Source organism: Citreimonas sp. (assembly GCF_042096055.1).
Taxonomy (GTDB): Bacteria; Pseudomonadota; Alphaproteobacteria; order Rhodobacterales; family Rhodobacteraceae; genus Citreimonas.
In genome coordinates, this window is record NZ_JBELMH010000003.1 from 17,829 (window position 1) to 39,509 (window position 21,681).

General features: G+C 72.5%; 22 protein-coding genes and 1 riboswitch. Of the genes, 15 read left to right on the forward strand and 7 right to left on the reverse strand.

Annotated elements, in window-relative coordinates:
- Window positions 1-44 precede the first annotated feature (44 nt).
- From ACFDTC_RS01600 to phnN, 3 genes are read left to right on the forward strand one after another with little or no spacing between them, the layout of a single operon-like run.
- On the forward strand, window positions 45-998 hold the full coding sequence (locus ACFDTC_RS01600) for a magnesium transporter CorA family protein (RefSeq protein ID WP_375257115.1): 954 nt from the start codon (window positions 45-47) through the stop codon (window positions 996-998).
- Window positions 989-1,690 (forward strand): phosphonate C-P lyase system protein PhnL, encoded by a 702-nt coding sequence (gene phnL / locus ACFDTC_RS01605; RefSeq protein WP_375257116.1) that lies wholly within the window; start codon window positions 989-991, stop codon window positions 1,688-1,690. Before ACFDTC_RS01600 ends, phnL begins: the two co-directional genes overlap by 10 nt.
- Window positions 1,687-2,238, forward strand: a complete 552-nt coding sequence (gene phnN / locus ACFDTC_RS01610) for a phosphonate metabolism protein/1,5-bisphosphokinase (PRPP-forming) PhnN (protein WP_375257117.1) — start codon at window positions 1,687-1,689, stop codon at window positions 2,236-2,238. Before phnL ends, phnN begins: the two co-directional genes overlap by 4 nt.
- Here the strand turns inward: phnN and ACFDTC_RS01615 are convergent.
- Window positions 2,220-2,894, reverse strand: a complete 675-nt coding sequence (locus ACFDTC_RS01615; RefSeq protein WP_375257118.1) for a DUF1045 domain-containing protein — start codon at window positions 2,892-2,894, stop codon at window positions 2,220-2,222. The two genes, phnN and ACFDTC_RS01615, sit on opposite strands and share 19 nt — an antisense overlap.
- 49 nt (window positions 2,895-2,943) lie before the next feature.
- Between ACFDTC_RS01615 and ACFDTC_RS01620 the strand changes: the two genes are divergently transcribed.
- On the forward strand, window positions 2,944-4,086 hold the full coding sequence (locus tag ACFDTC_RS01620) for an alpha-D-ribose 1-methylphosphonate 5-triphosphate diphosphatase (RefSeq protein WP_375257181.1): 1,143 nt from the start codon (window positions 2,944-2,946) through the stop codon (window positions 4,084-4,086).
- A 3-nt stretch (window positions 4,087-4,089) separates the two neighbouring features.
- On the opposite strand, the gene ACFDTC_RS01625 is transcribed toward ACFDTC_RS01620, so the two are convergent.
- From ACFDTC_RS01625 to cobU, 3 genes are all read right to left on the reverse strand, one after another.
- A complete protein-coding gene (locus ACFDTC_RS01625; RefSeq protein WP_375257119.1) occupies window positions 4,090-4,836 on the reverse strand; it encodes a M48 family metallopeptidase in 747 nt (248 codons plus the stop codon).
- A gap of 106 nt (window positions 4,837-4,942) precedes the next feature.
- Entirely contained in the window at window positions 4,943-5,959 is a 1,017-nt protein-coding gene (gene cobT / locus ACFDTC_RS01630; RefSeq protein ID WP_375257120.1) for a nicotinate-nucleotide--dimethylbenzimidazole phosphoribosyltransferase, read from the reverse strand.
- Window positions 5,943-6,482 (reverse strand): bifunctional adenosylcobinamide kinase/adenosylcobinamide-phosphate guanylyltransferase, encoded by a 540-nt coding sequence (gene cobU, locus ACFDTC_RS01635; RefSeq protein ID WP_375257121.1) that lies wholly within the window; start codon window positions 6,480-6,482, stop codon window positions 5,943-5,945. Before cobU ends, cobT begins: the two co-directional genes overlap by 17 nt.
- Window positions 6,483-6,541: 59 nt before the next feature.
- Here cobU and ACFDTC_RS01640 point away from each other — a divergent pair, with 59 nt between their 5' ends.
- From ACFDTC_RS01640 to cobD, 3 genes are read left to right on the forward strand one after another with little or no spacing between them, the layout of a single operon-like run.
- Window positions 6,542-7,372 carry a propanediol utilization protein gene (locus ACFDTC_RS01640; RefSeq protein ID WP_375257122.1) on the forward strand — a complete coding sequence of 277 codons (831 nt, stop codon included), beginning with the start codon at window positions 6,542-6,544 and terminating at the stop codon, window positions 7,370-7,372.
- Window positions 7,369-8,310, forward strand: coding sequence for an adenosylcobinamide-phosphate synthase CbiB (gene cbiB, locus ACFDTC_RS01645; RefSeq protein WP_375257123.1), 942 nt, complete (start codon window positions 7,369-7,371; stop codon window positions 8,308-8,310). The genes ACFDTC_RS01640 and cbiB overlap by 4 nt, the downstream gene beginning before the upstream one ends.
- A 7-nt stretch (window positions 8,311-8,317) precedes the next feature.
- A complete protein-coding gene (gene cobD, locus ACFDTC_RS01650) occupies window positions 8,318-9,304 on the forward strand; it encodes a threonine-phosphate decarboxylase CobD (RefSeq protein ID WP_375257124.1) in 987 nt (328 codons plus the stop codon).
- Here cobD and ACFDTC_RS01655 read toward each other — a convergent pair.
- Together ACFDTC_RS01655 and cobO are read right to left on the reverse strand one after the other, a co-directional pair.
- A complete protein-coding gene (locus ACFDTC_RS01655; RefSeq protein ID WP_375257125.1) occupies window positions 9,301-10,746 on the reverse strand; it encodes a cobyric acid synthase in 1,446 nt (481 codons plus the stop codon). The genes cobD and ACFDTC_RS01655 overlap by 4 nt on opposite strands.
- Before the next feature lie 3 nt (window positions 10,747-10,749).
- On the reverse strand, window positions 10,750-11,373 hold the full coding sequence (gene cobO / locus ACFDTC_RS01660; protein WP_375257126.1) for a cob(I)yrinic acid a,c-diamide adenosyltransferase: 624 nt from the start codon (window positions 11,371-11,373) through the stop codon (window positions 10,750-10,752).
- A gap of 56 nt (window positions 11,374-11,429) precedes the next feature.
- A riboswitch (cobalamin riboswitch) is annotated at window positions 11,430-11,638 on the forward strand.
- A gap of 77 nt (window positions 11,639-11,715) precedes the next feature.
- On the opposite strand from cobO, the gene ACFDTC_RS01665 reads away from it, so the two are divergent.
- From ACFDTC_RS01665 to cobJ, 7 genes are read left to right on the forward strand one after another with little or no spacing between them, the layout of a single operon-like run.
- Complete coding sequence (locus tag ACFDTC_RS01665) at window positions 11,716-12,138, forward strand: DUF1636 family protein (RefSeq protein ID WP_375257127.1); 423 nt, start codon at window positions 11,716-11,718, stop codon at window positions 12,136-12,138.
- 3 nt (window positions 12,139-12,141) lie between these two features.
- Window positions 12,142-13,197, forward strand: coding sequence for a cobalamin biosynthesis protein CobW (gene cobW, locus ACFDTC_RS01670; RefSeq protein WP_375257128.1), 1,056 nt, complete (start codon window positions 12,142-12,144; stop codon window positions 13,195-13,197).
- Between the two features lie 36 nt (window positions 13,198-13,233).
- On the forward strand, window positions 13,234-16,524 hold the full coding sequence (cobN, locus tag ACFDTC_RS01675) for a cobaltochelatase subunit CobN (RefSeq protein ID WP_375257129.1): 3,291 nt from the start codon (window positions 13,234-13,236) through the stop codon (window positions 16,522-16,524).
- The gene (locus ACFDTC_RS01680; protein WP_375257130.1) at window positions 16,521-17,645 is read left to right on the forward strand and encodes a cobalamin biosynthesis protein CobG; all 1,125 of its coding nucleotides are present in this window, start codon (window positions 16,521-16,523) and stop codon (window positions 17,643-17,645) included. Before cobN ends, ACFDTC_RS01680 begins: the two co-directional genes overlap by 4 nt.
- Window positions 17,645-18,274: a precorrin-8X methylmutase gene (locus ACFDTC_RS01685; protein WP_375257131.1), complete on the forward strand. Its 630-nt coding sequence runs from the start codon at window positions 17,645-17,647 to the stop codon at window positions 18,272-18,274. The genes ACFDTC_RS01680 and ACFDTC_RS01685 overlap by 1 nt, the downstream gene beginning before the upstream one ends.
- Window positions 18,271-19,002: a precorrin-2 C(20)-methyltransferase gene (locus ACFDTC_RS01690; protein WP_375257132.1), complete on the forward strand. Its 732-nt coding sequence runs from the start codon at window positions 18,271-18,273 to the stop codon at window positions 19,000-19,002. Before ACFDTC_RS01685 ends, ACFDTC_RS01690 begins: the two co-directional genes overlap by 4 nt.
- Complete coding sequence (gene cobJ / locus ACFDTC_RS01695) at window positions 18,999-19,751, forward strand: precorrin-3B C(17)-methyltransferase (protein WP_375257133.1); 753 nt, start codon at window positions 18,999-19,001, stop codon at window positions 19,749-19,751. The genes ACFDTC_RS01690 and cobJ overlap by 4 nt, the downstream gene beginning before the upstream one ends.
- Here the strand turns inward: cobJ and ACFDTC_RS01700 are convergent.
- A complete protein-coding gene (locus tag ACFDTC_RS01700; RefSeq protein ID WP_375257134.1) occupies window positions 19,724-20,479 on the reverse strand; it encodes a cobalt-precorrin-6A reductase in 756 nt (251 codons plus the stop codon). The two genes, cobJ and ACFDTC_RS01700, sit on opposite strands and share 28 nt — an antisense overlap.
- Between ACFDTC_RS01700 and cbiE the strand changes: the two genes are divergently transcribed.
- A complete protein-coding gene (gene cbiE / locus ACFDTC_RS01705; protein ID WP_375257135.1) occupies window positions 20,478-21,671 on the forward strand; it encodes a precorrin-6y C5,15-methyltransferase (decarboxylating) subunit CbiE in 1,194 nt (397 codons plus the stop codon). The two genes, ACFDTC_RS01700 and cbiE, sit on opposite strands and share 2 nt — an antisense overlap.
- The last annotated feature ends 10 nt before the right edge of the window (window positions 21,672-21,681 follow it).

Consider the following 21,681-nt stretch of genomic DNA (forward strand, 5'->3'; position numbering starts at 1 on the left):
GCGCGGCGGCCCTCCGGGCGACGCAAGACGACGGAGACCCGAGAATGATCTGCAGCTACCGGCCCCGCGGCGAAGCCCTGACCTGCCAGGACACGTTGGAGAGCGACGCGCCCTGGATCGACCTCGTGCAGCCCGATGCCGAGGAACGCGCCACGGTGTCGAAGCTCGTGGGGTTCGACCTGCCCAGCCTCGCCGACCAGGAGGAGATCGAGCATTCCTCGCGCCTCTACCTCGAACGCGGGATCCCGGTGATGACGGCGCTGCTGACCGTGCGCACCGACACCGGCACGGTCGAGACCGCGCCGGTGACGTTCATCCCGACGCCCGACCGGCTGGTCACGATCCGCCACCAGCCCCACGGCGCGTTCCGCGCGTTCCATGACCATCCCGACCGCTCGTCGCTGGGTGTGGACTCGGCCACGCGCATCCTGGTGGGGCTGATCGAGGCGGTGGTCGACCGCCTCGCGGACTTCACCGAGCAGGTCGGCCGCGAGATCGACCTGATGACGCGCGCCGCCTTCCAGATCGGCGAGGGCCGCACCGACGACCACGAGGCGGCTTTGCGCGACATCGGCCGGCAGGACACGGTGGTGATGCAGATCCGCGAAAGCCTGACCTCGCTCGATCGGCTGCTGGGCTTCCTGCAGCCGTCGCTGGGCAAGAGCGGCGACGGCGACGAGGCCCGCCGCGCGATCAAGAGCGCGCAGCGCGACGTGCGCACCATTTCCGAGCAGGCGAATTTCCTGACCTCGAAGACGGCGCTGCTGCTCGACGCGACGCTGGGCATGATCTCGATCGAGCAGAACGACATCGGCAAGACCTTCTCGATCGTGGCGACGGTCTTCCTGCCTCCGACGCTGATCGCGTCGATCTTCGGCATGAACTTCACGGTCATGCCGATCCTCGAATGGCGCTGGGGCTACTACGCCTGCCTCGCGCTGATGGTGGCGACGGCGGTGGCGCCGCTGTTGTGGTTCAAGCGAAAGGGATGGCTGTGACGGCAGTGACGATCGAATTGCGGGACGTGGGCAAGACCTTCACCCTGCACAACCAGGGCGGCGCCGTGATCCGCGTGATGGACGGCGCGCACCTGTCCGTGGCGCCCGGCGAATGTGTGGCGCTGACCGGCAGTTCCGGCGCGGGCAAGTCGACGCTGATGCGGATGATCTACGGCAATTACCGCGCCGCCCGGGGCTCGATCCTGGTGGGCGGGGTCGACGTGGCCACCGCGCAGCCCCGCGACATCATCCGGCTGCGGCGCGAGGTGCTGGGCTATGTCAGCCAGTTCCTGCGCGTGGTGCCCCGCGTGCCGACGCTGGACGTGGTGGCCGAGCCGCTGCGCGCCGTAGGCATGGACGAAGGCGGTGCGCGCGACCGCGCGGCGGCGCTGCTCGAACGACTCAACATCCCGCGCACCCTGTGGGACCTGTCGCCGACCACGTTCTCGGGCGGCGAACAGCAGCGGGTGAACATCGCGCGCGGCTTCGCGCATCCCTTCCCCGCGCTGCTGCTGGACGAGCCGACCGCCAGCCTCGACGCCGCCAACCGCGAGATCGTGCTGGGCCTGATCGAGGACGCCAAGGCGCGCGGCGCGGCCATCGTCGGCATCTTCCACGACGAGGCCGCGCGCACCCGCGTCTGCGACCGCGAGGTGGACGTGTCGGCCTTCGCACCGGACCGCGCGGCATGAGCGGACGGCTGATCGCCGTCGTCGGCCCCTCGGGCGTGGGCAAGGACAGCGTGATCGCGGGCCTCGTCGCGGCCCGGCCCGATTGGCAGGTGGTGCGCCGCGCGATCACCCGGCCCGCCGACGACGGCGCCGAGACGCATCGCCCGATGACCGATGCGCAGTTCGACGCGGCGGCCGAACGCGGCGCCTTCTGCCTGTGGTGGCCGGCGCACGGGCTGCGCTACGGCATCCCGGCCGAGACATTGGACGCGGTGAGGGCGGGCAAGACGCGCATCGCCAACCTGTCGCGCGCCGTGCTGCCCGAGGCCGCGCGCGCCTTTCCGGCGATGGTGGTGCTGCACGTCACCGCGTCCGCCCCGGTGCTGGCGCGCCGCCTCGCCGCCCGCGGGCGCGAGACCGAGGCCCAGATCGCCCGCCGCCTAGACCGCGCGGACCATCCGCTGCCCGACCTGCCGGCGTCGGTGCAGGTGGTCGAATTGCGCAACGACGGCGCGCTGGATGACAGCGTCGCGCGCGCGCTGGCCCTGCTTCAGCCGGAAAGCGCGTAGCGATGCAGCAGCTCGAACCGGCCGTCCTCGCGCTCGCCGCACAGGCAGATGCTGTCCAGCACGAAGGGCTGCGGCAGCGGCGGCAGGGCCTCGGCCACCATCGCCTCGACCCGGTCGAGATCCTCGCGCGCGATCTTGCCGGTCAGCGTCATGTGAAAACGGAACCGGTCCAGCACGTAAGGATAGCCCCAGTCGCGCAGCAGATCCTCGGCCCGCGCGTCCAGACCGGCAGCCCGGCGGCGCTCCAGCTCGGCCTCGGACGCCGGCGCGCGGAATTGGTCGAGATCCTGCACGCAGGCCGCGGCCACCCGCGCGATGTCGGAATTGTCGCCGTCGGGCGTCAGCGCAAGGAACCGGCCCAGCCGCGACAGCACCAGCCCGTCGGCCCAGGCGGGCGCGGTGCGCGCGGCCAGCGCGTCCACCGCGTCGTGCAGCACCTCGACGGATTCGCCTTCCGCCAGCCGGAAGGGCGGCTTCAGCGTGGCGTGGAATCCGTACTTGCGCGGCGTGTCGGTCAGGGTATCGAGGCCGGGAAGATCGAATTGAGGCACATCGCGCCCCGCCTGGGCGTCCCAGCCCAGCCAGGTGGCGCCGAAGCTTGCCAGCGGCCCCTCGGGCGGCATGAAATAGACAGCATGACGGGAATGAAGTGACATGAACTCTCCGATCCTTTCCGGCGGCCTCGCACGGTCGAATGACAGCATGATGACAGGCAGCGTCTGTCTGGCGAACGCGCGGCTGATCCTGCCCGATACCGAGACGATGGGCCAGATCACCGTCGAGGACGGGATCATCACCGCGATCACCGACGAGACCGGCGTGCCCGCAGGCGCCATCGACTGCCACGGCGATCACGTGATCCCCGGCCTCGTCGAGCTGCACACCGACAACCTCGAGCGCCACATCGAGCCGCGCCCCGAGGTCGACTGGCCGCACCACGCGGCCCTTCTGGCGCATGACGGAGAGCTGGCCTCGACCGGCATCACCACCGTGTTCGACGCGATGCGCGTGGGGTCGATCCACAGCGGCAAGGGCAAGTCCGAGAAATACGCCCGCCGCCTCGCCACCGAGCTGATGGACCTGCGCGCCGCCGGCACGCTGCGGATCAGCCATTTCCTGCACCTGCGTGCCGAGATCTGTTCCGAGACGCTGCTGGAGGAACTGGCCGAGTTCTCGCCCGAAGACCGCGTCGGCATCGTCAGCCTGATGGACCACACCCCCGGCCAGCGCCAGTTCCGCGACGTGTCCAAGCTGAAGGTCTACGCCGCCAAGAAGCAGAACATGACCGACGCCGAGTTCGACGACCACGTCGCCCACCTGACCGGCCTGCAGGAGCGCTACGGCGAGAGGCATGAGACCGGCGCCGTGGCCGAGGCGGGGCGCTTGGGCGCGGTGCTGGCCAGCCACGACGACACCACCGCCGAGCAGGTCGCCCAATCGCACCGCTCGGGAGTGGGCTTCGCCGAGTTTCCCACCACGATCGAGGCTGCCGAGGCCTGCCGCGAGACCGGAATCGCCATCATGATGGGCGCGCCCAACATCATCCGCGGCGGGTCGCACTCGGGCAACGTCTCGGCGCTGGACCTCGCCGCGCGCGGGCTTCTGGACATCGTCTCGTCCGACTACGTGCCCTCGGCGCTGTTGCTGTCGGCCTTCCGCCTAGCCGAGGCGTGGGACGACCTGCCCCGCGCGGTCCGCACCGTCACCGATGCGCCGGCGCGCGCGGCGGGCCTCGGCGATCGCGGATCGTTGCACAAGGGCCTGCGCGGCGACATGGTCCGCGTCGGCCGGCACGGCGACACCCCGATCCTGCGCGGCGTCTGGAGCCGCGGCCGCCAGGTCGGCTGAGCCTCAGAGCTCGGTCAGGATCTGCTCGATCTCGGCGATGCGCGCGGCGGGCGCCGGGTGCGTCGCGAGGAACTCCGGCGGGCGGTTCTGCGACGCGCGGTCCATCGCCTGCCACAGGCCCACCGCCTCGCGCGCGTCGAAGCCCGCGTCGTCCATCATCAGCACGCCCAGCCGGTCGGCCTCGATCTCCTGCCGGCGCGAATAGGGCAGCACCACGCCGAATTCGAGGCCCACGCCCAGCGCGGCGGCGATGGCGCCGGCGAACTCGACCTCGCCCAGCTGCAGCAGCCAGCGCAGGAAGGCGAGGCCCTGCTCCTTGGCGACGGCCGCGCTCATCCGTTCCTGGCTGTGCTCGGCCTGCAGGTGCCCGATCTCGTGGCCGACCACGGCGGCCAGCTGGTCGGCGTTCTCGAACACGCCGAACATGCCCTGGTAGAGGCCGATCTTGTTGCCGGGCAGCGCGAAGGCGTTGATCTCGGGACCGGCGAAGACGGCGATCTCCCACTGCGCGGGGTCCTCTCCGGCCGCACTCAGCAGCCGCGCGCCGACCTGCTGCGCCGCCTGCCGGGCGTCCGGATCGTCGCTGAGCGGCGTCGCCTGCCGGATCTCGGACCAGGCGCGCAGGCCCATCCGGCGCACTTCCTCGTCCGACACCAGGCTGACCTCGTCGCAGCCCGCCAGCCCCGTGGCCGCGGCGCCGCCGGCAAGGCCCAGGAAGGCCCGGCGGCCCACCCGGCAGTTACCGCACATCGCGGCGCATCCGTTGCGGCAGGGCGTGTGGTCTGGGAATCATCGCGGTCTCCGGCTGTCGTGGCGGCGGACAAACCCGCCGCGACTGTGCCCGGTTCCCGGTGATTCAGCCGCCCGCGACGCCCGCCTCGGCGAAGGTCGCCATGCCGTTGTGGCATTCCAGCGCCGCGCGCAGCACCCCCAGCGCCAGCGCCGCGCCCGAGCCTTCGCCCAGCGCCATGTCGAGCGACAGGATCGGCGCCTTGCCCATCGCCTCGAGCAGTCGCGCATGGCCCGGCTCGCGGCTGGAATGACCGACGAGGCAGTGATCCAGCAGGCGCGGATCGGCGTCGAACAGCGGCGCCGTGGCCGCCGTGCAGATGAACCCGTCGAGGATCACCGGGATCGCCCGCGCCCGCGCCTGCAGCACCGCGCCGCAGATCGCCGCCTGTTCGCGCCCGCCCAACGCCGCCAGCAGCGCGCCCCCGCGCGCGCCCTTGTGCCGCGCCACGGCGCGCGCCACCACGTCGGCCTTGCGTGCCAGCCCGTCGTCGTCGACGCCCGTGCCCCGGCCGACCCAGTCGCCGGCCGCGCCGCCGAAGACCGCGTGCGCCAGCGCCGCCGCGATGGTCGAGTTGCCGATCCCCATCTCGCCCAGCACCAGCACCTGCGCCGCGCCGTCGACAGCCCCGGCGCCGCGCCGCATCGCATCCAGCGCCTCGTCCGCGCTCATCGCCGGCGCCTCGGTGATGTCGGCGGTCGGCCGGTCGAGGTCCAGCGCGATCACCGACAGCTCGGCCCCCGAGGCGCGGCACAGCTGGTTGATCGCCGCGCCGCCCGCGTCGAAATTGGCCACCATCTGCGCGGTGACCTCCTGCGGGAACGGGTTCACGCCCTGCGCGCAGACGCCGTGGTTGCCCGCGAAGACCAGCGCCTGCGCGCGGTCGATCACCGGGCGCGCGGTGCCCTGCCAGCCCGCCATGAAGATCGCCAGTTCCTCGAGCCGGCCCAGCGCGCGCGGCGGCTTGGTCAGCGAATCCTGCCGGGCCGAGGCCGCCTGCGCCGCGGCCACGTCCGCGCCGGGCAGCGCCTCGACCAGTCCCGGCAGCGCGTCGAGCGAGGAGACGTCAGAAAGAATGTTCATTGGGTTTCACCTTCACTGGATAGCCCGCGACGCTCAGCCAGACCTCGTCGCAGGCGTGCGCCACCTGCTGGTTAAGCCAGCCCGCCGCGTCGCGGAACTCGCGCGCGAGCCTGTTCTCGGGGACGATGCCGCCGCCGACCTCGTTGGTGACGAAGATCACCGGCGCCGATTGCCGCGCGACACAGTCGACCAGTGCTGAGCCCTTCGCGCGCCAGTCGGCGCCGGCCAGCATCAGGTTGCTCAGCCACAGCGTCAGGCAGTCGACCAGCCGCGGATCGTCGTCAGGGTTGTGCGCGCCGTCGCTGGCACGCAGCGCACCGACCAGGTCGGTCGGTGCGGCGATGTCGCGCCACTCGGCGCCGCGCCGCGCCCGGTGCGCCGCGATGCGCTCGGCCATCTCGGAATCGTGCGCCTCGGCCGTCGCGATGTAGACGGCGCACCCCGTGGACCGCAGCGCCATGCGCTCGGCCAGTTGCGACTTGCCCGAGCGGGCACCGCCGGTGATCAGTATCGACTTTTGCATCCGCCCGTGAAAAAGCAGGTTCGCCCGGAGAATGAAAGCGGGAAGCGACGATGTGCGCCATGCGGCAGGACAGTGACACGCGGCGCGCCCCGCCCGACGACGGATCGCCCCCGGTCCGCGTGTCCGGGCATTTCGGCGAATGGCTGCAGGGGCGGCTTGGCCCCGACGGCCCCGTCGCGCTGGTCACCGTGGCCTGCGACGCGCTGGCCGTGCGGACCTGCGACGGCGCGGGCCACGATCCGGTCTTCGTGCCGCACGTGCTGGCGGCCTTCGCGGCCGATCTCGGCATCGCTCCCCGGTGGTGCGGCGTGCGGCGCGACATGCCCCTCGGCGCCGGCGCCGGCGCGTCCACCGCGACGCTGGTGGCGCTGGCGCGCGGCGCCGGGTTCCGCGGCAGCGCCGGCGCCCGCGCCGCCGCCTGCGTCGCGGCCGAGGGCGCGTCCGACCCGTTGATGCATCCGGAATGCGACCGCCTGATCTGGGCCTCGCGGCAGGGGCGCATCCTGCGCCGCCTGCCGCCGCCGCCCGCCTGCGAGATCGTCGGCGGCTTCTGGGGTCCGCCGCTGCCGACGCAGGCCGACGACGACCGGTTTCCCGACATCGCGGACCTCGTCGAACCGTGGGGCCACGCCTGCGAGACCGCCGACCTCACCGCCGCCGCGCGCGTCGCCAGCACCTCGGCCGAACGCAGCACCGCGCTGCGCGGTCCCGCCGACGATCCGACGCCTGATCTGGCCCGCGCGCTCGGTGCCGCGGGACATCTGCGCGCGCATACCGGCTCGGCCCGCGGGCTGCTCTTCGCGCCGGGGCAGGTTCCGCCGGGTGCCGAGGCCGCCCTGGCCGAGGCCGGGCTGACCGGCATCCTGCGCTTCCGGACGGGCGGCGCATGAGCGCGGTCGCGATGATGCTGGGCGGGCTGCTGATCGACGCCGCTTTTGGCTGGCCCGACCGGCTTTATGCGCGGATCGGCCACCCGGTGACGTGGCTGGGCAGCGCCATCGCCGCGGCCGAGCGGCGCCTGAACCGCGGCAGTCGTGCCCGCCGGTTGTGGAGCGGCGCAGTGACCTGCGCGGGCGCCATCGCGCTCGCCACGGTACCCGCGGCCCTGCTCCAGGCCGCGCTGCCGGACGGCGCGATGGGCGTCCTGCTCGGCGCCCTCCTCGCCTGGCCGCTGATCGCCGCGCGCTCGCTGCACGACCACGTCTCCGCCGTGGCGCGGCCCTTGCTGGCCGGCGACACGAACGCCGCGCGGCGCGCCGTGTCAATGATCGTCGGGCGCGACCCGGCGCAACTGGACGAGGCCGGCCTTGGCCGCGCCGCGATCGAGAGCCTGGCCGAGAACGCCTCGGACGGCGTGGTGGCGCCGATCTTCTGGGGCTGTGTCGCGGGGCTGCCCGGCATCGCGGCCTACAAGGCGATCAATACGCTCGATTCGATGATCGGCCACCGCAACGAGCGGTACGAGGCGTTCGGCAAGGTCTCGGCCCGCGTGGACGACGTGGCGAACTGGCTGCCGGCGCGGCTGACGGGGCTGCTGTTCGCCTTCGTCTCGACCCGTCCGCGCGCCTGCCTGTCGGCGATGCGCCGCGATGCGCCGGCGCACCGCTCGCCCAATGCCGGCTGGCCCGAGGGAGCGATGGCCGCGTCGCTGGGCATCCGCCTGTCGGGCCCGCGCGTCTACGGCGAAAGCGTCGCGGACGAGCCGTGGCTCAACGGCGCGGCACCCGACCCGGGTCCCGGCGACGTGGGCCGCGCTCTGGCGCTTTACCGGCGGGCGATGGCGCTGGGCGCGCTGGTCCTTGCGCTGGCCGCCGCGGCGCTGATCTAAGGGCGGAATGGAGCCCGCATCCCCCCGCGACCACGGCGGCGACCTCGACGCCGCGATCCGCCGCTTCGGCGGTGCGCGGCACGCGTGGCTGGACCTGTCGACCGGCATCAACCCAGTACCCTACCCGGTACCGCCGCTGTCGGCCGAGGCCTTCACCCGCCTGCCCGACCGCTCGGCCATGGACGCGCTGGCCCGTGCCGCACAGCAGGCGTACGACGCGCAGGCGCCGGCCATCGCCTTCAACGGCGCGCAGGGCGCCATCCAGGCGATTCCCCATCTGCACGCGCCGGGCCGCGCGGCTGTCGTCTCGCCCACCTACAACGAACATGCGGGCGCCCTGCGCGCCGCTGGCTGGACGGTGGACACGGTGCCGGACCTGAAGGCGGCCGAGGGCGCCGACCTCGCCGTCGTGGTGAACCCCAACAACCCGGACGGCCGGCGCTGGACACCCGACGCGCTGCTGATCCTCGCCCGCACGGTCGACCTGCTGATCGTGGACGAAAGCTTTGCCGACACCGAGACCGACCTGTCGCTGGTCCCGCATCTGCAGGACGCGCCCGAAAGCATCGTGGTCCTGCGATCCTTCGGCAAGTTCTACGGGCTGGCGGGCCTGCGGCTGGGCTTCGCGCTGGCGCAACCGAAACTGGCCGCGCGGCTGGCCGAGCGGGCGGGGCCCTGGCCGGTCCCGGGCCCCGCGATCGAGGTCGCGACCCGCGCCCTGGCCGACCGCGACTGGCAGGACGCCACCACCGCGCGGCTGACCCGCGACGCCGCGCGGCTCGACCGGCTGGCGCAGGCGGCCGGCTGGACGCTGGTGGGCGGCACGCCGCTGTTCCGCACCTACGCCACGCCGGATGCCGCCGCAGCCCGCGGCGCGCTGGCCCGGCAGCACGTCTGGAGCCGGATCTTCCCGTATTCAGACACCTGGCTGAGACTGGGCCTGCCTCCGGCCGAACGCTGGCCGCAGATCGAACGCGCGCTGGCCAACCTTTAGCGCGCTGCCGCGAGCAAACCCTCGACGTCCAGATGCGCCTCGAGATGATCCGCCAGCGCGTCCAGCGCCGCCTCCACCCCGTCGTCGTAGCGCAGGTCCGAGGCCGTGGCGCCGAGCTGCGCCAGCCACGCCGCGCGGAAGCCGTCATCGGCGAACATGCCGTGCAGGTAGCTGCCCACGACGCGCCCGTCGCGCGACACCGCGCCTTCGGGCGTGCCGTCCACGGTCGCGAAGGGCCGCGCGCGGTCGGGGCCCTCCGAGCGGCCGATATGGATCTCGTAGCCGCGCAGCGGCCGGTCGAGGCCCGCGTGATGGGCGGCGACCTCGCGCAGGCTCTTGTCGCCGCCCATCACGGTCTCGATGTCCAGCAGGCCCAGGCCCGGCGTCTCGCCCGCAGCCCCTTCGATCCCCTCGGGGTCGGCGACCATGCGCCCCAGCATCTGGTAGCCGCCGCACAGGCCCAGGATCCGCCCGCCGCGCCGGTGATGGGCGGCGAGGTCGATGTCCCAGCCCTGAGCGCGCAGGAACGCCAGGTCGCCGCGCGTGGATTTCGAGCCCGGGATGATCACCAGGTCAGCATCCGCCGGGATCGGCTGCCCGGGCTCGAGCATCGTGACCCGCAGCCCAGGCTCCTGCGACAGCGGATCGAGGTCGTCGAAATTCGCGATCCGCGACAGGCGCAGGCAGACCACGTGCACCGCGCCCCGGTGCGGCGACGCGGCGATATCCAGCGCATCCTCGGCCGGCAAGCGCCAGGCCTCCGCGAACCACGGCAGCACGCCGTAACCACGCCAGCCGGTGCGCTCGGCGATCAGCGCGTAGCCGTCGTCGAACAGGCGCGGATCGCCGCGGAACTTGTTGATCGCGAATCCTGCCACGCGGGCCGCGTCGGCGGCATCCATCACCGCCTGCGTGCCCACGATCTGCGCGATCACCCCGCCGCGGTCGATGTCGCCGATCAGCACGACCGGCACGTCCGCCGCCTGCGCAAAGCCCATGTTGGCGATGTCGCCCTTGCGCAGATTGACCTCGGCCGGACTGCCCGCGCCCTCGACGATCACCAGGTCGTGCCGCGCCTTCAGCCGTCCGAAACTGTCCAGCACCGACTCCATCAGCCGGGGCTTGAGCGCCGCGTAGTCGCGCGCCTTCACGGTCGCCACGCGCCGGCCCTGCACGACGACCTGGCTGCCCACATCCGTCTCGGGTTTCAGCAGGACGGGGTTCATGTCCGTGTGCGGCGCCAGCCCGCAGGCCCGCGCCTGCAGCGCCTGCGCGCGCCCGATCTCGCCGCCGTCGGACGTCACGGCCGCGTTGTTCGACATGTTCTGCGGCTTGAACGGCGCCACCGACAGGCCCCGCCTACGCGCCGCCCGGCAGAGCCCCGCGACCAGCATCGACTTGCCCACGTTGGACCCGGTGCCCTGCAGCATGAGGGCGCGCATCGCCTAGAACTCCACGCCCTGCTGGGCCTTGATCCCGTCGCGGAACGGGTGCTTGACGAGGCTCATCTCGGTCACGAGGTCCGCCGCCTCGATCAGCTCGGGCTTGGCGTTGCGCCCGGTCAGGCAGACATGCGTCATGTCTGGCTTTTCGGTCAGCAGGAAATCGACCACCTCGTCGATGTCGAGGTAATCGTAGCGCAGCGCGATGTTGATCTCGTCCAGCAGCACGAAGCGTATCTCCGGGTCGCGGATCTGCTCCTTGGCGATCGCCCAGCCGGCCTGCGCGGCCTTCACGTCGCGCTCGCGGTCCTGCGTCTCCCAGGTGAATCCCTCGCCCGAGATGAAGAACCGGCACTCGTCGCTGAACCGCGTGCGCAGCAGTTCGGCCTCGCCGGTCACCCACGTGCCCTTTATGAACTGCACTACGGCGCAGGGCATCCCGTGCGCGATGCAGCGCATGATCATCCCGAAGCCAGACGACGACTTGCCCTTGCCCGGACCGGTATGGACCATGATCAGGCCCTTCTCCTCGGTCTTGGTGGCCATCATCCGGTCGCGCGCTTCCTTGATCTTGCGCATCTTGGCGTTGTGGCGAGCGTTTTCGTCCGTGGCTGCGTCTTCGGTCATGGCGGTCCCTCCCGGCGGTCCCTCAGAAACGGTTCTTGACAGGCGGGCCGCATGGGCGCATCCCGCGTGGTGCTGGTGCCCGTTGTTAACGGGTGAAAAGGGAATGTGCAGCCCCGGAAACGGGGCCAAGTGCAGCCGCCCCCGCGACCGTGACCGGAGAGGTCGTCCACGCCACTGGCCATGCGCCGGGAAGGCCGGACAGGACCGATGGGCCAACGCCCGACATCCGCAAGCCGGGAGACCTGCCAGCGCGGAAGATGCAACCGGACGGGGTGTGCCGGGTGTCGGATCGCGCGCGCGCCTCCGCCATTCGCCCCCTGCCCGCCCGACGGGAAGACGACGATGACCGCGACGCCACCCACCGAACTGCTGGTCTGCATCAAGTGCCGCGGCCAGGTCGAAACGCCCGCCGACGACCGCCGCCCGGGCCATGCGCTCCATGACGCGCTGGCGGCGCGCGGCCTGCCGCAGGGCGTGACCTTGCGGGCCGTGGACTGCCTGCAGAACTGCGACCACGGCTGCACCGTGGCGCTGCGCGGCGGCAACCGCTGGACCTACGTGTACGGCAATGTCGACGAAGCGTCGCATCTGGACATGCTGGTCGACGGTGCCGCACTCTATCACGCGACGGATGACGGGCTGATCCCGTGGCGACAGCGGCCCGAGCATCTCAAACGCAACTGCGTGGCGCGTGTGCCGCCGCTTGATTTCGCCGATGCCATCGACCCCGCAACGCCCCCCATGCCGAACCTCACGGAGATCTGAGCGATGACCGACCTTTCCAAGCTTCCCGTCACGGTGATCACGGGCTTTCTCGGGTCCGGCAAGACGACGCTGATCCGCCACCTGATGCAGAACCCGGGCGGCCGGCGCCTGGCGGTCGTGGTCAACGAGTTCGGCGACGTGGGCGTCGACGGCGAGATCCTGAAATCCTGCGCCATCCCCGACTGCCCCGAGGAGAACATCCTCGAACTCGCCAACGGCTGCATCTGCTGCACCGTCGCCGACGATTTCATCCCGACGATCCAGGCGCTGATGGCGCTCGACCCGCGGCCCGATCATATCCTGATCGAGACGTCGGGCCTGGCCCTGCCAAAGCCGCTGCTCAAGGCCTTCGACTGGCCCGACATCCGCTCGAAGATCACCGTGGACGGCGTGATCGCCCTGGCCGACGCCGAGGCCGTGGCGGCGGGCCGCTTCGCGCCCGACGTGGCGCGCGTGGACGCGCAACGGCTGGCCGACGACAGCCTCGACCACGAAACCTCGCTGTCGGAGGTATTCGAGGACCAGATCGCCTGCGCCGACATCGTGCTGCTGACCAAGCCCGACCTCGCCGGCCCAGAGGGCGTGGCGAAGGCCAAGGAAATCATTGCGCAAGAGGCGCCCCGCCCGCTGCCGGTGATCGAGGTCGCCGAGGGCGCGGTCGATCCGCGCGTGATCCTCGGGCTGGAAGCTGCAGCCGAGGACGACATGGACGCCCGCCCCAGCCACCACGACGACGCGGCCGATCACGACCACGAGGATTTCGACTCGATCGTCGTGGACATCCCCGAACTGGCCGATCCGCGCGATCTGGTCGCCGCGATCGAGCGGCTGGCGACCGAGCGCAACATCCTGCGCGTCAAGGGCTACGCCGCGGTCGCGGGCAAGCCGATGCGCCTGCTGGTGCAGGCAGTGGGCGCCCGCGTGCGGCACCAGTTCGACCGCCCATGGAAGCCAGACGAGGCGCGGCAGGGCCGCCTGGTGGTGATCGCCGAGCATGACGACATCGACCGCGCGGTGATCGAGGCGGCGCTGCGGCCCCAGACGCAGCCGGCCGAGTAACGGCGCAGGCCGGGCGGCGCCCGGCACGGGGTCCCGATGCACGTCATCTTCCGCGAAAGCCACGGCCTCGAAGAAACCGAGACGCCGACCGACCTGGGCCAGGACCCGGCCGACCTTGTCGTGCTGTCCTTCTCGGACAGCGATCTCGGCGCCTTCGCGGAGGGCTGGCATCGCGGCGGCGGGCGCGAGGGGCGCCTGCCCTCGCTCCGGCTCGCGAACCTCGCGGCACTGAAACATCCGCTGTCGGTCGATACTTACGTCGAGAAAACGCTCGAGGGCGCCAAGGGCATCCTAATCCGGCTGATCGGTGGCGTGCCTTACTGGGCATACGGGCTGCAACAGGTGCGTGAGCTTGCACAGCGCCGTGGCATCGCACTGGCCGTGCTGCCCGCCGACGGCCGCCCCGACGAACGGCTGGACGCCCATTCGACCCTGCCGAAATCCACGCTGCACCGGCTGGCCGAGCTGTGCGACGCCGGCGGCGCGGTCGCCGCGCAGGCGGCCCTTGCGCAGATGGCGATGGCCGCCGGCCTCTACGCCGGGCCGGTGCGCGGCTCCAAGGTGCTGCCAATGGTCGGCGGCTGGACGCCCGAGGGCGGCGTCGCCTGCCCCGTCGCGGACCTGATCCCCGACGACCGCCCCAAGGTCCTGATCGTCTTCTACCGCTCCTACCTGCTGGCCGCCGACCTCGCCCCGGTCCGCGCGCTTCACGAGGCGTTCGCGGCGAAAGGCTACGCCGTGCGCGCGCTCTTCGCGCCGTCGCTCAAGGCGCCGGACGCGGCGGGCTGGCTCGCCCGGCAGGTGCGCCATTTCGCGCCCGACGCCGTGGTCAACGCAACCGCCTTCTCGGGCAAGGGCGAGGACGGCACCTCGCCGCTGGACGCCGCGAACGTGCCGGTCTTCCAGGTCGCGCTGGCCACCTCTAGCCGCGCCGCGTGGGCGGAGGCCGAGCGTGGCCTCTCGCCCGCCGATCTGGCCATGCACGTGGTCCTGCCGGAAGTCGACGGCCGCATCCTGGGCGGCGTTGCGTCCTTCAAGGAGCCCGGCGCGCGCGATCCCGACCTGCAATTCACCCGCCTCGGCCACGTCGCCGCCCCCGACCGGATCGACGCCATCGCCGACCGCGTCGACGGCTGGCTGCGCCTGTCCCGCCGCCCCGTGGCCGACCGTCGCGTCGCGATGGTGCTCTCGACCTATCCCGGCAAGGGCTGGAACATGGGCCACGCCGTGGGACTCGACGCACCGCATTCGGCCCGCGCCATCGCGGCCGACCTGCGCGAGGCGGGCTACGCCGTGACCGACCCGCCCGAAGGGTTCGAGGCGCGGCTGGCCGACCGCCCGCTGCGCTGGTCGCTCGACGAGTACCGCGCCGCGCTTGCCCGACTGCCGCAGGCGCTGCGCGACGATCTGCACGCCGCCTGGGGCGCGCCCGAAACCGATCCGGACGTCGACGGCGACGCCTTTCGCTTTGCCGCGATCCCGCTGGGCACGTCGTGGCTCGCGCTTCAGCCCGAACGCGGCACGCCCGAGCATCGCGGCGACGAATACCACGACCTGAGCCGCACGCCCCGCCACGCCTACGTGGCCTTCTACCTCTGGCTGCACCGCCACGCCGACGCGCTGGTCCATATCGGCGCGCATGGCACGCTGGAATGGCTTCCGGGCAAGTCCGTCGCGCTGTCGGCCGCATGCTGGCCCGAGGCGCTGACCGGCAGCCTGCCCGTCATCTACCCGTTCATCGTCAACGACCCCGGCGAGGCCGCGCAGGCCAAGCGGCGCATCGGCGCAGTCACCATCGGTCACGTCCCCCCGCCGCTGCGCGAGTCCAAGACGCCCGACCGGCTGGCGCGGCTGGAAGCGCTGCTCGACGAGTTCTCGAACGCCGACGGGCTGGACCCGAAACGCCGCGACCGCCTGCAATCCGACATCCGGACCGAGGCGCAGAGCCTTGGCGTCGAGGACGACCTCGGCCTCGACCGTGCCGCCTGTTCGGCCGAGGCGATCACCCGGATCGACCGCTTCGTCTGCGACGTGAAGGAAAGCCAGTTCGGCGACGGGCTGCACGTCTGGGGCCGGCCCGAAACCGGCGCCACCTTCGACACGACCGCCTCGGCCGACGGGGAAAAGCACGCGCTGCTCGACGCGCTCGCCGGCCGCCGTGTGGCGCCGGGGCCGTCGGGCTCGCCCTATCGCGGGCGCACCGACGTCCTGCCCACCGGCCGCAACCTCTTCACCACCGATCCGCGCGCGGTGCCCAGCCGCGCCGCCTACGCGCAGGGCGTCACCCTGGCCGAGGAGCTCGTCCGCCGCCACCTGCAGGACGAGGGCGACTGGCCGCGCGCGCTGGTGGTCGACCTATGGGGGTCGGCCACGATGCGCACCGCCGGAGAGGAATTCGCCATGGCGCTGCACCTGATGGGCGTGCGGCCGGTCTGGGACGCCGGGAGCGAGCGCGTCTCGGGCATCGAGGTGCTGCCCATCGCCGAGCTCGACCGCCCGCGTGCCGACGTGACGCTGCGCGTCTCGGGTCTGTTCCGCGACGTGTTCCCGACGCTCACGGCACTTTACGCACAGGCTGTGCGCGCATTGTCCTCCCGCGACGAGGCGCCCGACTGGAATCCCTTCGCGGGCCGCGACGCGCCCGCGCGCGTCTACGGCCCCGCGCCGGGTCAGTTCGGCCTCGGCATGGGCGCCCTGCCCGAGACCTTCACGCCCGAGGCGCGGCAAGCGGCGGGCGAGGCGTGGCTCGCCGCCTCGTCCTGGGCGCAGGACGGCGAGGCTGCGACCCGCGACCCCGCAGGCATCCGCGCCGCCGTCGCCGGGGCCGAGGCCTTTGTCCACCTGCAGGACCTGCCCGAAACCGACCTGCTGCTCGCCGCCGACTATGCCGCGCACGAGGCCGGTTTCGCTGCCGCGCAGGCGGTGACCGGGGGCAAGGCCGCGCTCTACCACCTGGACGCGACCGACCCCGCGCGCCCCCGCGCCCGCAGCCTGACCGAAGAGATCGCCCGCGTCGTCATGGCCCGCGCCGCCAACCCCGACTGGGTCGCCGGCATGCGGCGGCACGGCTTCCAGGGCGCCGCGCAGATCGCCGCAACGCTCGATCACATGGCGGCCTTCGCGCACCTCGCGGGCGCGGTGTCGCCGCACCTCTTCGACGCCTACCACGACGCCACCCTCGGAGACGACGCGACCGACGCCTTCCTCCGCGACGCCAACCCGGGCGCGCACGCCGCGATGCAGGCCCGCTTCGCCGAGCTTCTGGCGGCCGGGCTGTGGCACACGCGGCGCAACTCGGTCCTCGCGGCGCTCGAGGCCGGGGAATGAGCGCGCCTCTGGTCAAGGGCTGGTGCCCGGGCGCGCACCGCCCGATGCTGTCCGGCGACGGTCTGGTGGTCCGCGTGCGTCCGTTCCGGGGCGAGGTGACGGCCCGGCAGGCGCTGGCGCTCTGCGCCCTCGCCCGGCGCTTCGGCAATGGCATGATCGACCTGACCTCGCGCGCGAACCTGCAGATCCGGGGCGTGACCGAAGGCGACCATCCCGCGCTGCTGGCGGCGCTCGACGCGCTGGGCCTGATCGACGCCGACCCGGGCGTCGAGTCGCGCCGCAACGTGCTGATGACGCCGCTGTGGGCGCCCGGCGATCTGGCTGCCCGGTTGCACGACGCGCTGCTGGCCGCCCTGCCCGGTCTGCCGGATCTGCCGCAGAAGATGGGCTTCGCGGTGGATTGCAGCGACCGCCGCTACCTGTCCGACGCCTCGGCCGATTTCCGGATCGAGACCGCGCATGACGGCAGTCTGATCCTGCGCGCCGACGGCGCAATCCTCGGCCGCAAGGTGACCGAAGGCGACGCGATGGAGGCCTTGGCCGAGATGGCACGCTGGTTCACCGACACCGGGGGCGCCGAGACGGGGCGCATGGCCCGCCACCTGCGCACGCAGGCGTTGCCCGCCACCTGGCAGGTCGCGCAGCCCGCCGGGACCGCCACGCTGACGCCGGGACCGACCGAGGCCGGCACGATCCTCGGCGTCCCCTTCGGCGCGCTCGAAGCCGACGCACTCGCCGCGCTGGTCGAGACCTCCGGCGCGACCGCACTCCGCCCCGCCACCGGCCGAACGCTTGTCCTGCAGGGCGCACACATCGACACCGCCCCCGGCTTGGTCACGCGCCCGGGCGATCCCGCGATGCACGCCCATGCCTGTCCCGGCGCGCCCTTCTGCCCGCAGGCGACGGTCGAAACCCGGCCCCTCGCCGCCCGACTGGCCGCGCATGTGCCCGGCGACCTGCACGTCTCGGGCTGCGCCAAGGGCTGCGCGCATCCCCGCGCCGCCGCCACGACGCTGGTCGGCCGAGAGGGGCGTTTCGATCTTGTGAAAGGCGGCGCGCCGTGGGACGCCCCCGTGAAAACCGGCCTCGATCCGCAGGCACTCGACCCGAAAGACCTCTGATGCCCTACGAATACGAAACCGACGGCGCCGCGATCTACCGCCAGTCCTTCGCCACGATCCGCGCCGAGGCCGACCTTGGCCGCTTCGACGCGGACGAGGAGCAGGTCGCCGTGCGGATGATCCACGCGGCGGGCATGGTGGGCCTCGAGGAACACGTGCGCTTCTCGCCCGGCTTCGTACAAACCGCGCGCGCGGCGCTCGATGCGGGCGCGCCGATCCTGTGCGACGCGCGCATGGTGTCCGAGGGTGTGACGCGCAAGCGTCTGCCCGCCGACAACCCGGTGATCTGCACCCTCAACGACGACCGCGTGCCGGAGATGGCGCAGGAGATGTCGAACACACGCAGCGCCGCTGCGCTGGAGCTGTGGCGCCCGCACCTGAAGGGCGCGCTGGTGGCGATCGGCAACGCGCCCACGGCGCTGTTCCACCTGCTCAACATGCTCGAGGATCCCGCCTGCCCGCGCCCCGCGGCAATCATCGGCTGCCCAGTGGGCTTCGTCGGTGCGATGGAATCGAAGGACGCGCTGTGGGCGGCGCGGCCGGTGCCCTGCTGCATCGTCCAAGGCCGTCTCGGCGGCAGCGCCATCACCGTCGCCGCGATCAACGCCATCGCGAGCCGCGCGGAATGACCACCCCCGGCACGATCCACGGAGTCGGCCTCGGCCCCGGCGATCCCGACCTGATGAGTGTGCGTGCCGACCGGCTGCTGCGCGGCGCGCGCCACGTGGCGTTCTTCCGCAAGGCGGGCAAGCCCGGCCAGGCGCGCAAGATCGTCGACGGGATGCTGCCCGACCACGCGGTCGAGTTCCCGATGGAGTACCCGGTCACGACCGAGATCCATTTCAGCGACCCGCGCTACAACGACATGCTCTCGGCCTTCTACGCCGACTGCACCGACCACCTGCGCGCCCTCGCCGAAGCCGGCGAGGACGTCGTCGTGCTGTGCGAGGGCGATCCGTTCTTCTACGGCTCGTTCATGCATCTCTACACGCGGCTCAAGGACCACGTGCCGGTGCGGGTCGTGCCCGCGATCACCGGCATGTCGGCGGCCTGGACCGCGACCGGCATGCCCGTCACCTGGGGCTGCGACGTGCTGTCGGTGCTGATGGGCACCCTGCCCGAGGATGCGCTGGCCGAGCACATGGCCCGCGCCGACGCGCTGGTGGTGATGAAGATCGGCCGCAACATGGACAAGATCCGCCGCGCCCTGCGCAGCGCCGGGCGCTACGATGCCGCCTGGCTTGTGGAATACGCCAGCATGGAGGGCCAGACCGTGACTCCGCTGGCGCAGGCGGAGGGGCGCGTGACGCCGTATTTCTCGATCGTCGTGGTGCATGGCCAGGGGCGCCGGCCATGAGCGGCAGCCTCGTCATCGCGGGGCTTGGCCCCGGGGCCGAGTCGCTGGTCACGCCCGAGGTGTCGGACGCGCTGGCCCTGGCGACCGACGTCGTCGGCTACATTCCCTACGTCGCGCGCGTGGCCGAGCGTCGCGGCCTAACGCTGCACCCGTCCGACAACCGCGTCGAACTCGACCGCTCGCGCCACGCGCTGGAGATGGCCGCCGAGGGCCGGCACGTGGTCGTCGTCTCCTCGGGCGATCCGGGCGTCTTCGCCATGGCGTCGGCGGTGTTCGAGGCGGTCGAGGCCGGGCCGCGTCCCTGGCGCGATCTCGACATCCGCGTCCTGCCCGGCATCACCGCCATGCTCGCCGCCGCCGCCCGCGCCGGCGCGCCGTTGGGCCACGATTTCTGCGCGATCAATCTTTCGGACAACCTCAAGCCCTGGGACCTGATCGAGAAGCGCCTGCGCCTCGCAGCCGAGGCCGACTTCGCCATGGCCTTCTACAACCCGCGCTCGAAATCCCGCCCCGAGGGCTTCGCCCGCACGCTCGCGGTGCTCAACGAGGCCTGCGGCGACGCGCGCCCGGTGATCTTCGCCCGCGCCGTCTCCACCCCGGACGAGGCCATCCGCACCGTGCCGCTGACGCAGGCCACGCCCGAGATGGCCGACATGCGCACCATGGTCATCGTCGGCTCGTCCACCACGCGGATCATCGAGCGCGCGGGCGCACCCTTCGTCTACACGCCAAGGTCGGTACCCGCATGATCCAGCCAAGCCAGCGCGTCCTCGACCGAATGCACCTCGGTCCGCGCCGGCAGTGCCGGGCGGTCGATCATGATCACCGGCAGGCCAAGGCGGCGCGCGGCCAAGATCTTGGCCACCGCGCCGGTCCCGCCCGCGTTCTTCGACACGACGATCTGGGTCCCGTGCTCGCGCATCAGGGCAAGGTCGTCGTCCTCGGTGAACGGCCCGCGATCGACGATCACGGTCGCGTCGGGGAACGGCAGCGCCTCCTTCGGCGGATCGACGAGGCGCAAGAGGTAGGCGTGCTGCGGGTTGGGCGCAAACTCGGCCAAGTGCATCCGGCCCACGGCCAGCATGACATGCGCGCGCGGCCCGTCGAGCGCGGCCACCGCGCCGGCGATATCCGGCACGCGCGTCCAGTCGTCGCCCGCCTGTTCCTGCCACGGCGGCCGGGTCAACGCGACCAGCGGCACGCCCGCCTCGGCGCAGGCGGCGACGGCGTTCGCGCTCATCTGCGCCGCAAAGGGGTGGGTGCCGTCGACCACGTGCGTGATCGCATGTTCGCGCAGATACGCCACCAGCCCGCCTATGCCGCCGAACCCGCCCACGCGCTGCGGCAGCGGCTGGCGCACGGGCCGCTCGACCCGTCCGGCGAAGCTGATCGTGCCCGCGATGCCGGCTTCGGCCAGCGCGCGACACAGCGCCGTCGCCTCGGTCGTGCCGCCGAGCACGAGAAGGTTGGGTCGCATGGCTGACGCTCCTTGGCTGACGATCATCGGGCTGGGCGAAGATGGGCCGGACGGCCTGTGCGTTGCAAGCCGCGCGGCGCTCGATGCGGCGGAAATCGTCATGGGCCCGCCGCGCCACCTGTCGCTGCTGCCCGATGTGGGCGCGCGGCGGATCGACTGGCCGGTGCCCTTCGCCGACGGGGTCGAGACGCTGCTGTCCTGTCGCGGCACGCCCACGGTGGCGCTCGCCTCGGGCGATCCGTTCTGGTTCGGCGCGGGCACCACGCTCGCCGCGCGGCTGGAACGCAGTGAATGGCGCGCCTTGCCGGGCCGCTCGACCTTCTCGCTGGCCGCCGCGCGGCTGGGCTGGGCGCTCGAGACGACCGCCTGTTTCGGCCTGCACGCGGCCCCCCTGACGCGCCTGCGGCCGGCGCTGGCCCCGGGCCGGCGGCTGATCGTGCTGCTGCGCGGCGGCGATTCCGTGCACGCGCTGGCCGAGTACCTTTCCGCCGAGGGGTTCGGCGCTTCGACGCTGTCGGTCCTGCAGGCCCTCGGCGGCCCGCGCGAGGCAATGACGGAAGCCCGCGCCGACGCGCTGACGGGCGATTTCTCGCACCCGGTCTGCGTGGCGATCGCCGTGGCGGGCGACGGCGCCGTGCTGCCGCTCGCCTCGGGCCGCCCCGACGACTGGTTCGACAACGATGGCCAGATCACCAAGCGCCCGGTGCGCGCCATGACCCTCTCGGCGTTGGCCCCCCGGGCCTTCGAGCATCTGTGGGATATCGGCGGCGGCTCTGGCTCGATCGGCATCGAATGGCTGCTGGGCGATCCGACCCTGCGCGCCACCTGCGTCGAGCGGGACCCCGCCCGTGCCGCCCGCATCGCCGAGAACGCCGCGCGGCTGGGGCAGGACCGCCTGCGCGTGGTGACCGGAAGCGCCCCCCAGGCGCTCGACGGCCTCGACCCGCCCGACGCGGTCTTCGTCGGCGGCGGGCTGTCGCAGGCGCTGCTCGACCGTCTGACCGCGCTGCCCGCCGGCACGCGGATCGTCGCCAACGCCGTCACGCTGGAAAGCGAAGCCCTGATCGCCGCCGCGCAGGCGCGCCTCGGCGGTGCCGTGCTGCGGCTGGAGTTGTCGCAGGCCGCCCCGATCGGGCCGAGGCGCGGCTGGAAGGCCGCCTACCCGATCGTGCAATGGAGCGTCACGCTGTGATCGTCGCGGG

What these genes read in the sequence shown, in the direction of transcription:
- ACFDTC_RS01600 (WP_375257115.1), top strand. Translation starts at nt 45, where the DNA reads ATGATCTGCAGCTACCGGCCCCGCGGCGAAGCCCTGACCTGCCAGGAC.
- phnL (WP_375257116.1), top strand. Translation starts at nt 989, where the DNA reads ATGGCTGTGACGGCAGTGACGATCGAATTGCGGGACGTGGGCAAGACC.
- phnN (WP_375257117.1), top strand. Translation starts at nt 1,687, where the DNA reads ATGAGCGGACGGCTGATCGCCGTCGTCGGCCCCTCGGGCGTGGGCAAG.
- ACFDTC_RS01615 (WP_375257118.1), bottom strand. Translation starts at nt 2,894, where the DNA reads ATGTCACTTCATTCCCGTCATGCTGTCTATTTCATGCCGCCCGAGGGG.
- ACFDTC_RS01620 (WP_375257181.1), top strand. Translation starts at nt 2,944, where the DNA reads ATGACAGGCAGCGTCTGTCTGGCGAACGCGCGGCTGATCCTGCCCGAT.
- ACFDTC_RS01625 (WP_375257119.1), bottom strand. Translation starts at nt 4,836, where the DNA reads ATGTGCGGTAACTGCCGGGTGGGCCGCCGGGCCTTCCTGGGCCTTGCC.
- cobT (WP_375257120.1), bottom strand. Translation starts at nt 5,959, where the DNA reads ATGAACATTCTTTCTGACGTCTCCTCGCTCGACGCGCTGCCGGGACTG.
- cobU (WP_375257121.1), bottom strand. Translation starts at nt 6,482, where the DNA reads ATGCAAAAGTCGATACTGATCACCGGCGGTGCCCGCTCGGGCAAGTCG.
- ACFDTC_RS01640 (WP_375257122.1), top strand. Translation starts at nt 6,542, where the DNA reads ATGCGGCAGGACAGTGACACGCGGCGCGCCCCGCCCGACGACGGATCG.
- cbiB (WP_375257123.1), top strand. Translation starts at nt 7,369, where the DNA reads ATGAGCGCGGTCGCGATGATGCTGGGCGGGCTGCTGATCGACGCCGCT.
- cobD (WP_375257124.1), top strand. Translation starts at nt 8,318, where the DNA reads ATGGAGCCCGCATCCCCCCGCGACCACGGCGGCGACCTCGACGCCGCG.
- ACFDTC_RS01655 (WP_375257125.1), bottom strand. Translation starts at nt 10,746, where the DNA reads ATGCGCGCCCTCATGCTGCAGGGCACCGGGTCCAACGTGGGCAAGTCG.
- cobO (WP_375257126.1), bottom strand. Translation starts at nt 11,373, where the DNA reads ATGACCGAAGACGCAGCCACGGACGAAAACGCTCGCCACAACGCCAAG.
- ACFDTC_RS01665 (WP_375257127.1), top strand. Translation starts at nt 11,716, where the DNA reads ATGACCGCGACGCCACCCACCGAACTGCTGGTCTGCATCAAGTGCCGC.
- cobW (WP_375257128.1), top strand. Translation starts at nt 12,142, where the DNA reads ATGACCGACCTTTCCAAGCTTCCCGTCACGGTGATCACGGGCTTTCTC.
- cobN (WP_375257129.1), top strand. Translation starts at nt 13,234, where the DNA reads ATGCACGTCATCTTCCGCGAAAGCCACGGCCTCGAAGAAACCGAGACG.
- ACFDTC_RS01680 (WP_375257130.1), top strand. Translation starts at nt 16,521, where the DNA reads ATGAGCGCGCCTCTGGTCAAGGGCTGGTGCCCGGGCGCGCACCGCCCG.
- ACFDTC_RS01685 (WP_375257131.1), top strand. Translation starts at nt 17,645, where the DNA reads ATGCCCTACGAATACGAAACCGACGGCGCCGCGATCTACCGCCAGTCC.
- ACFDTC_RS01690 (WP_375257132.1), top strand. Translation starts at nt 18,271, where the DNA reads ATGACCACCCCCGGCACGATCCACGGAGTCGGCCTCGGCCCCGGCGAT.
- cobJ (WP_375257133.1), top strand. Translation starts at nt 18,999, where the DNA reads ATGAGCGGCAGCCTCGTCATCGCGGGGCTTGGCCCCGGGGCCGAGTCG.
- cbiE (WP_375257135.1), top strand. Translation starts at nt 20,478, where the DNA reads ATGGCTGACGCTCCTTGGCTGACGATCATCGGGCTGGGCGAAGATGGG.
- ACFDTC_RS01700 (WP_375257134.1), bottom strand. Translation starts at nt 20,479, where the DNA reads ATGCGACCCAACCTTCTCGTGCTCGGCGGCACGACCGAGGCGACGGCG.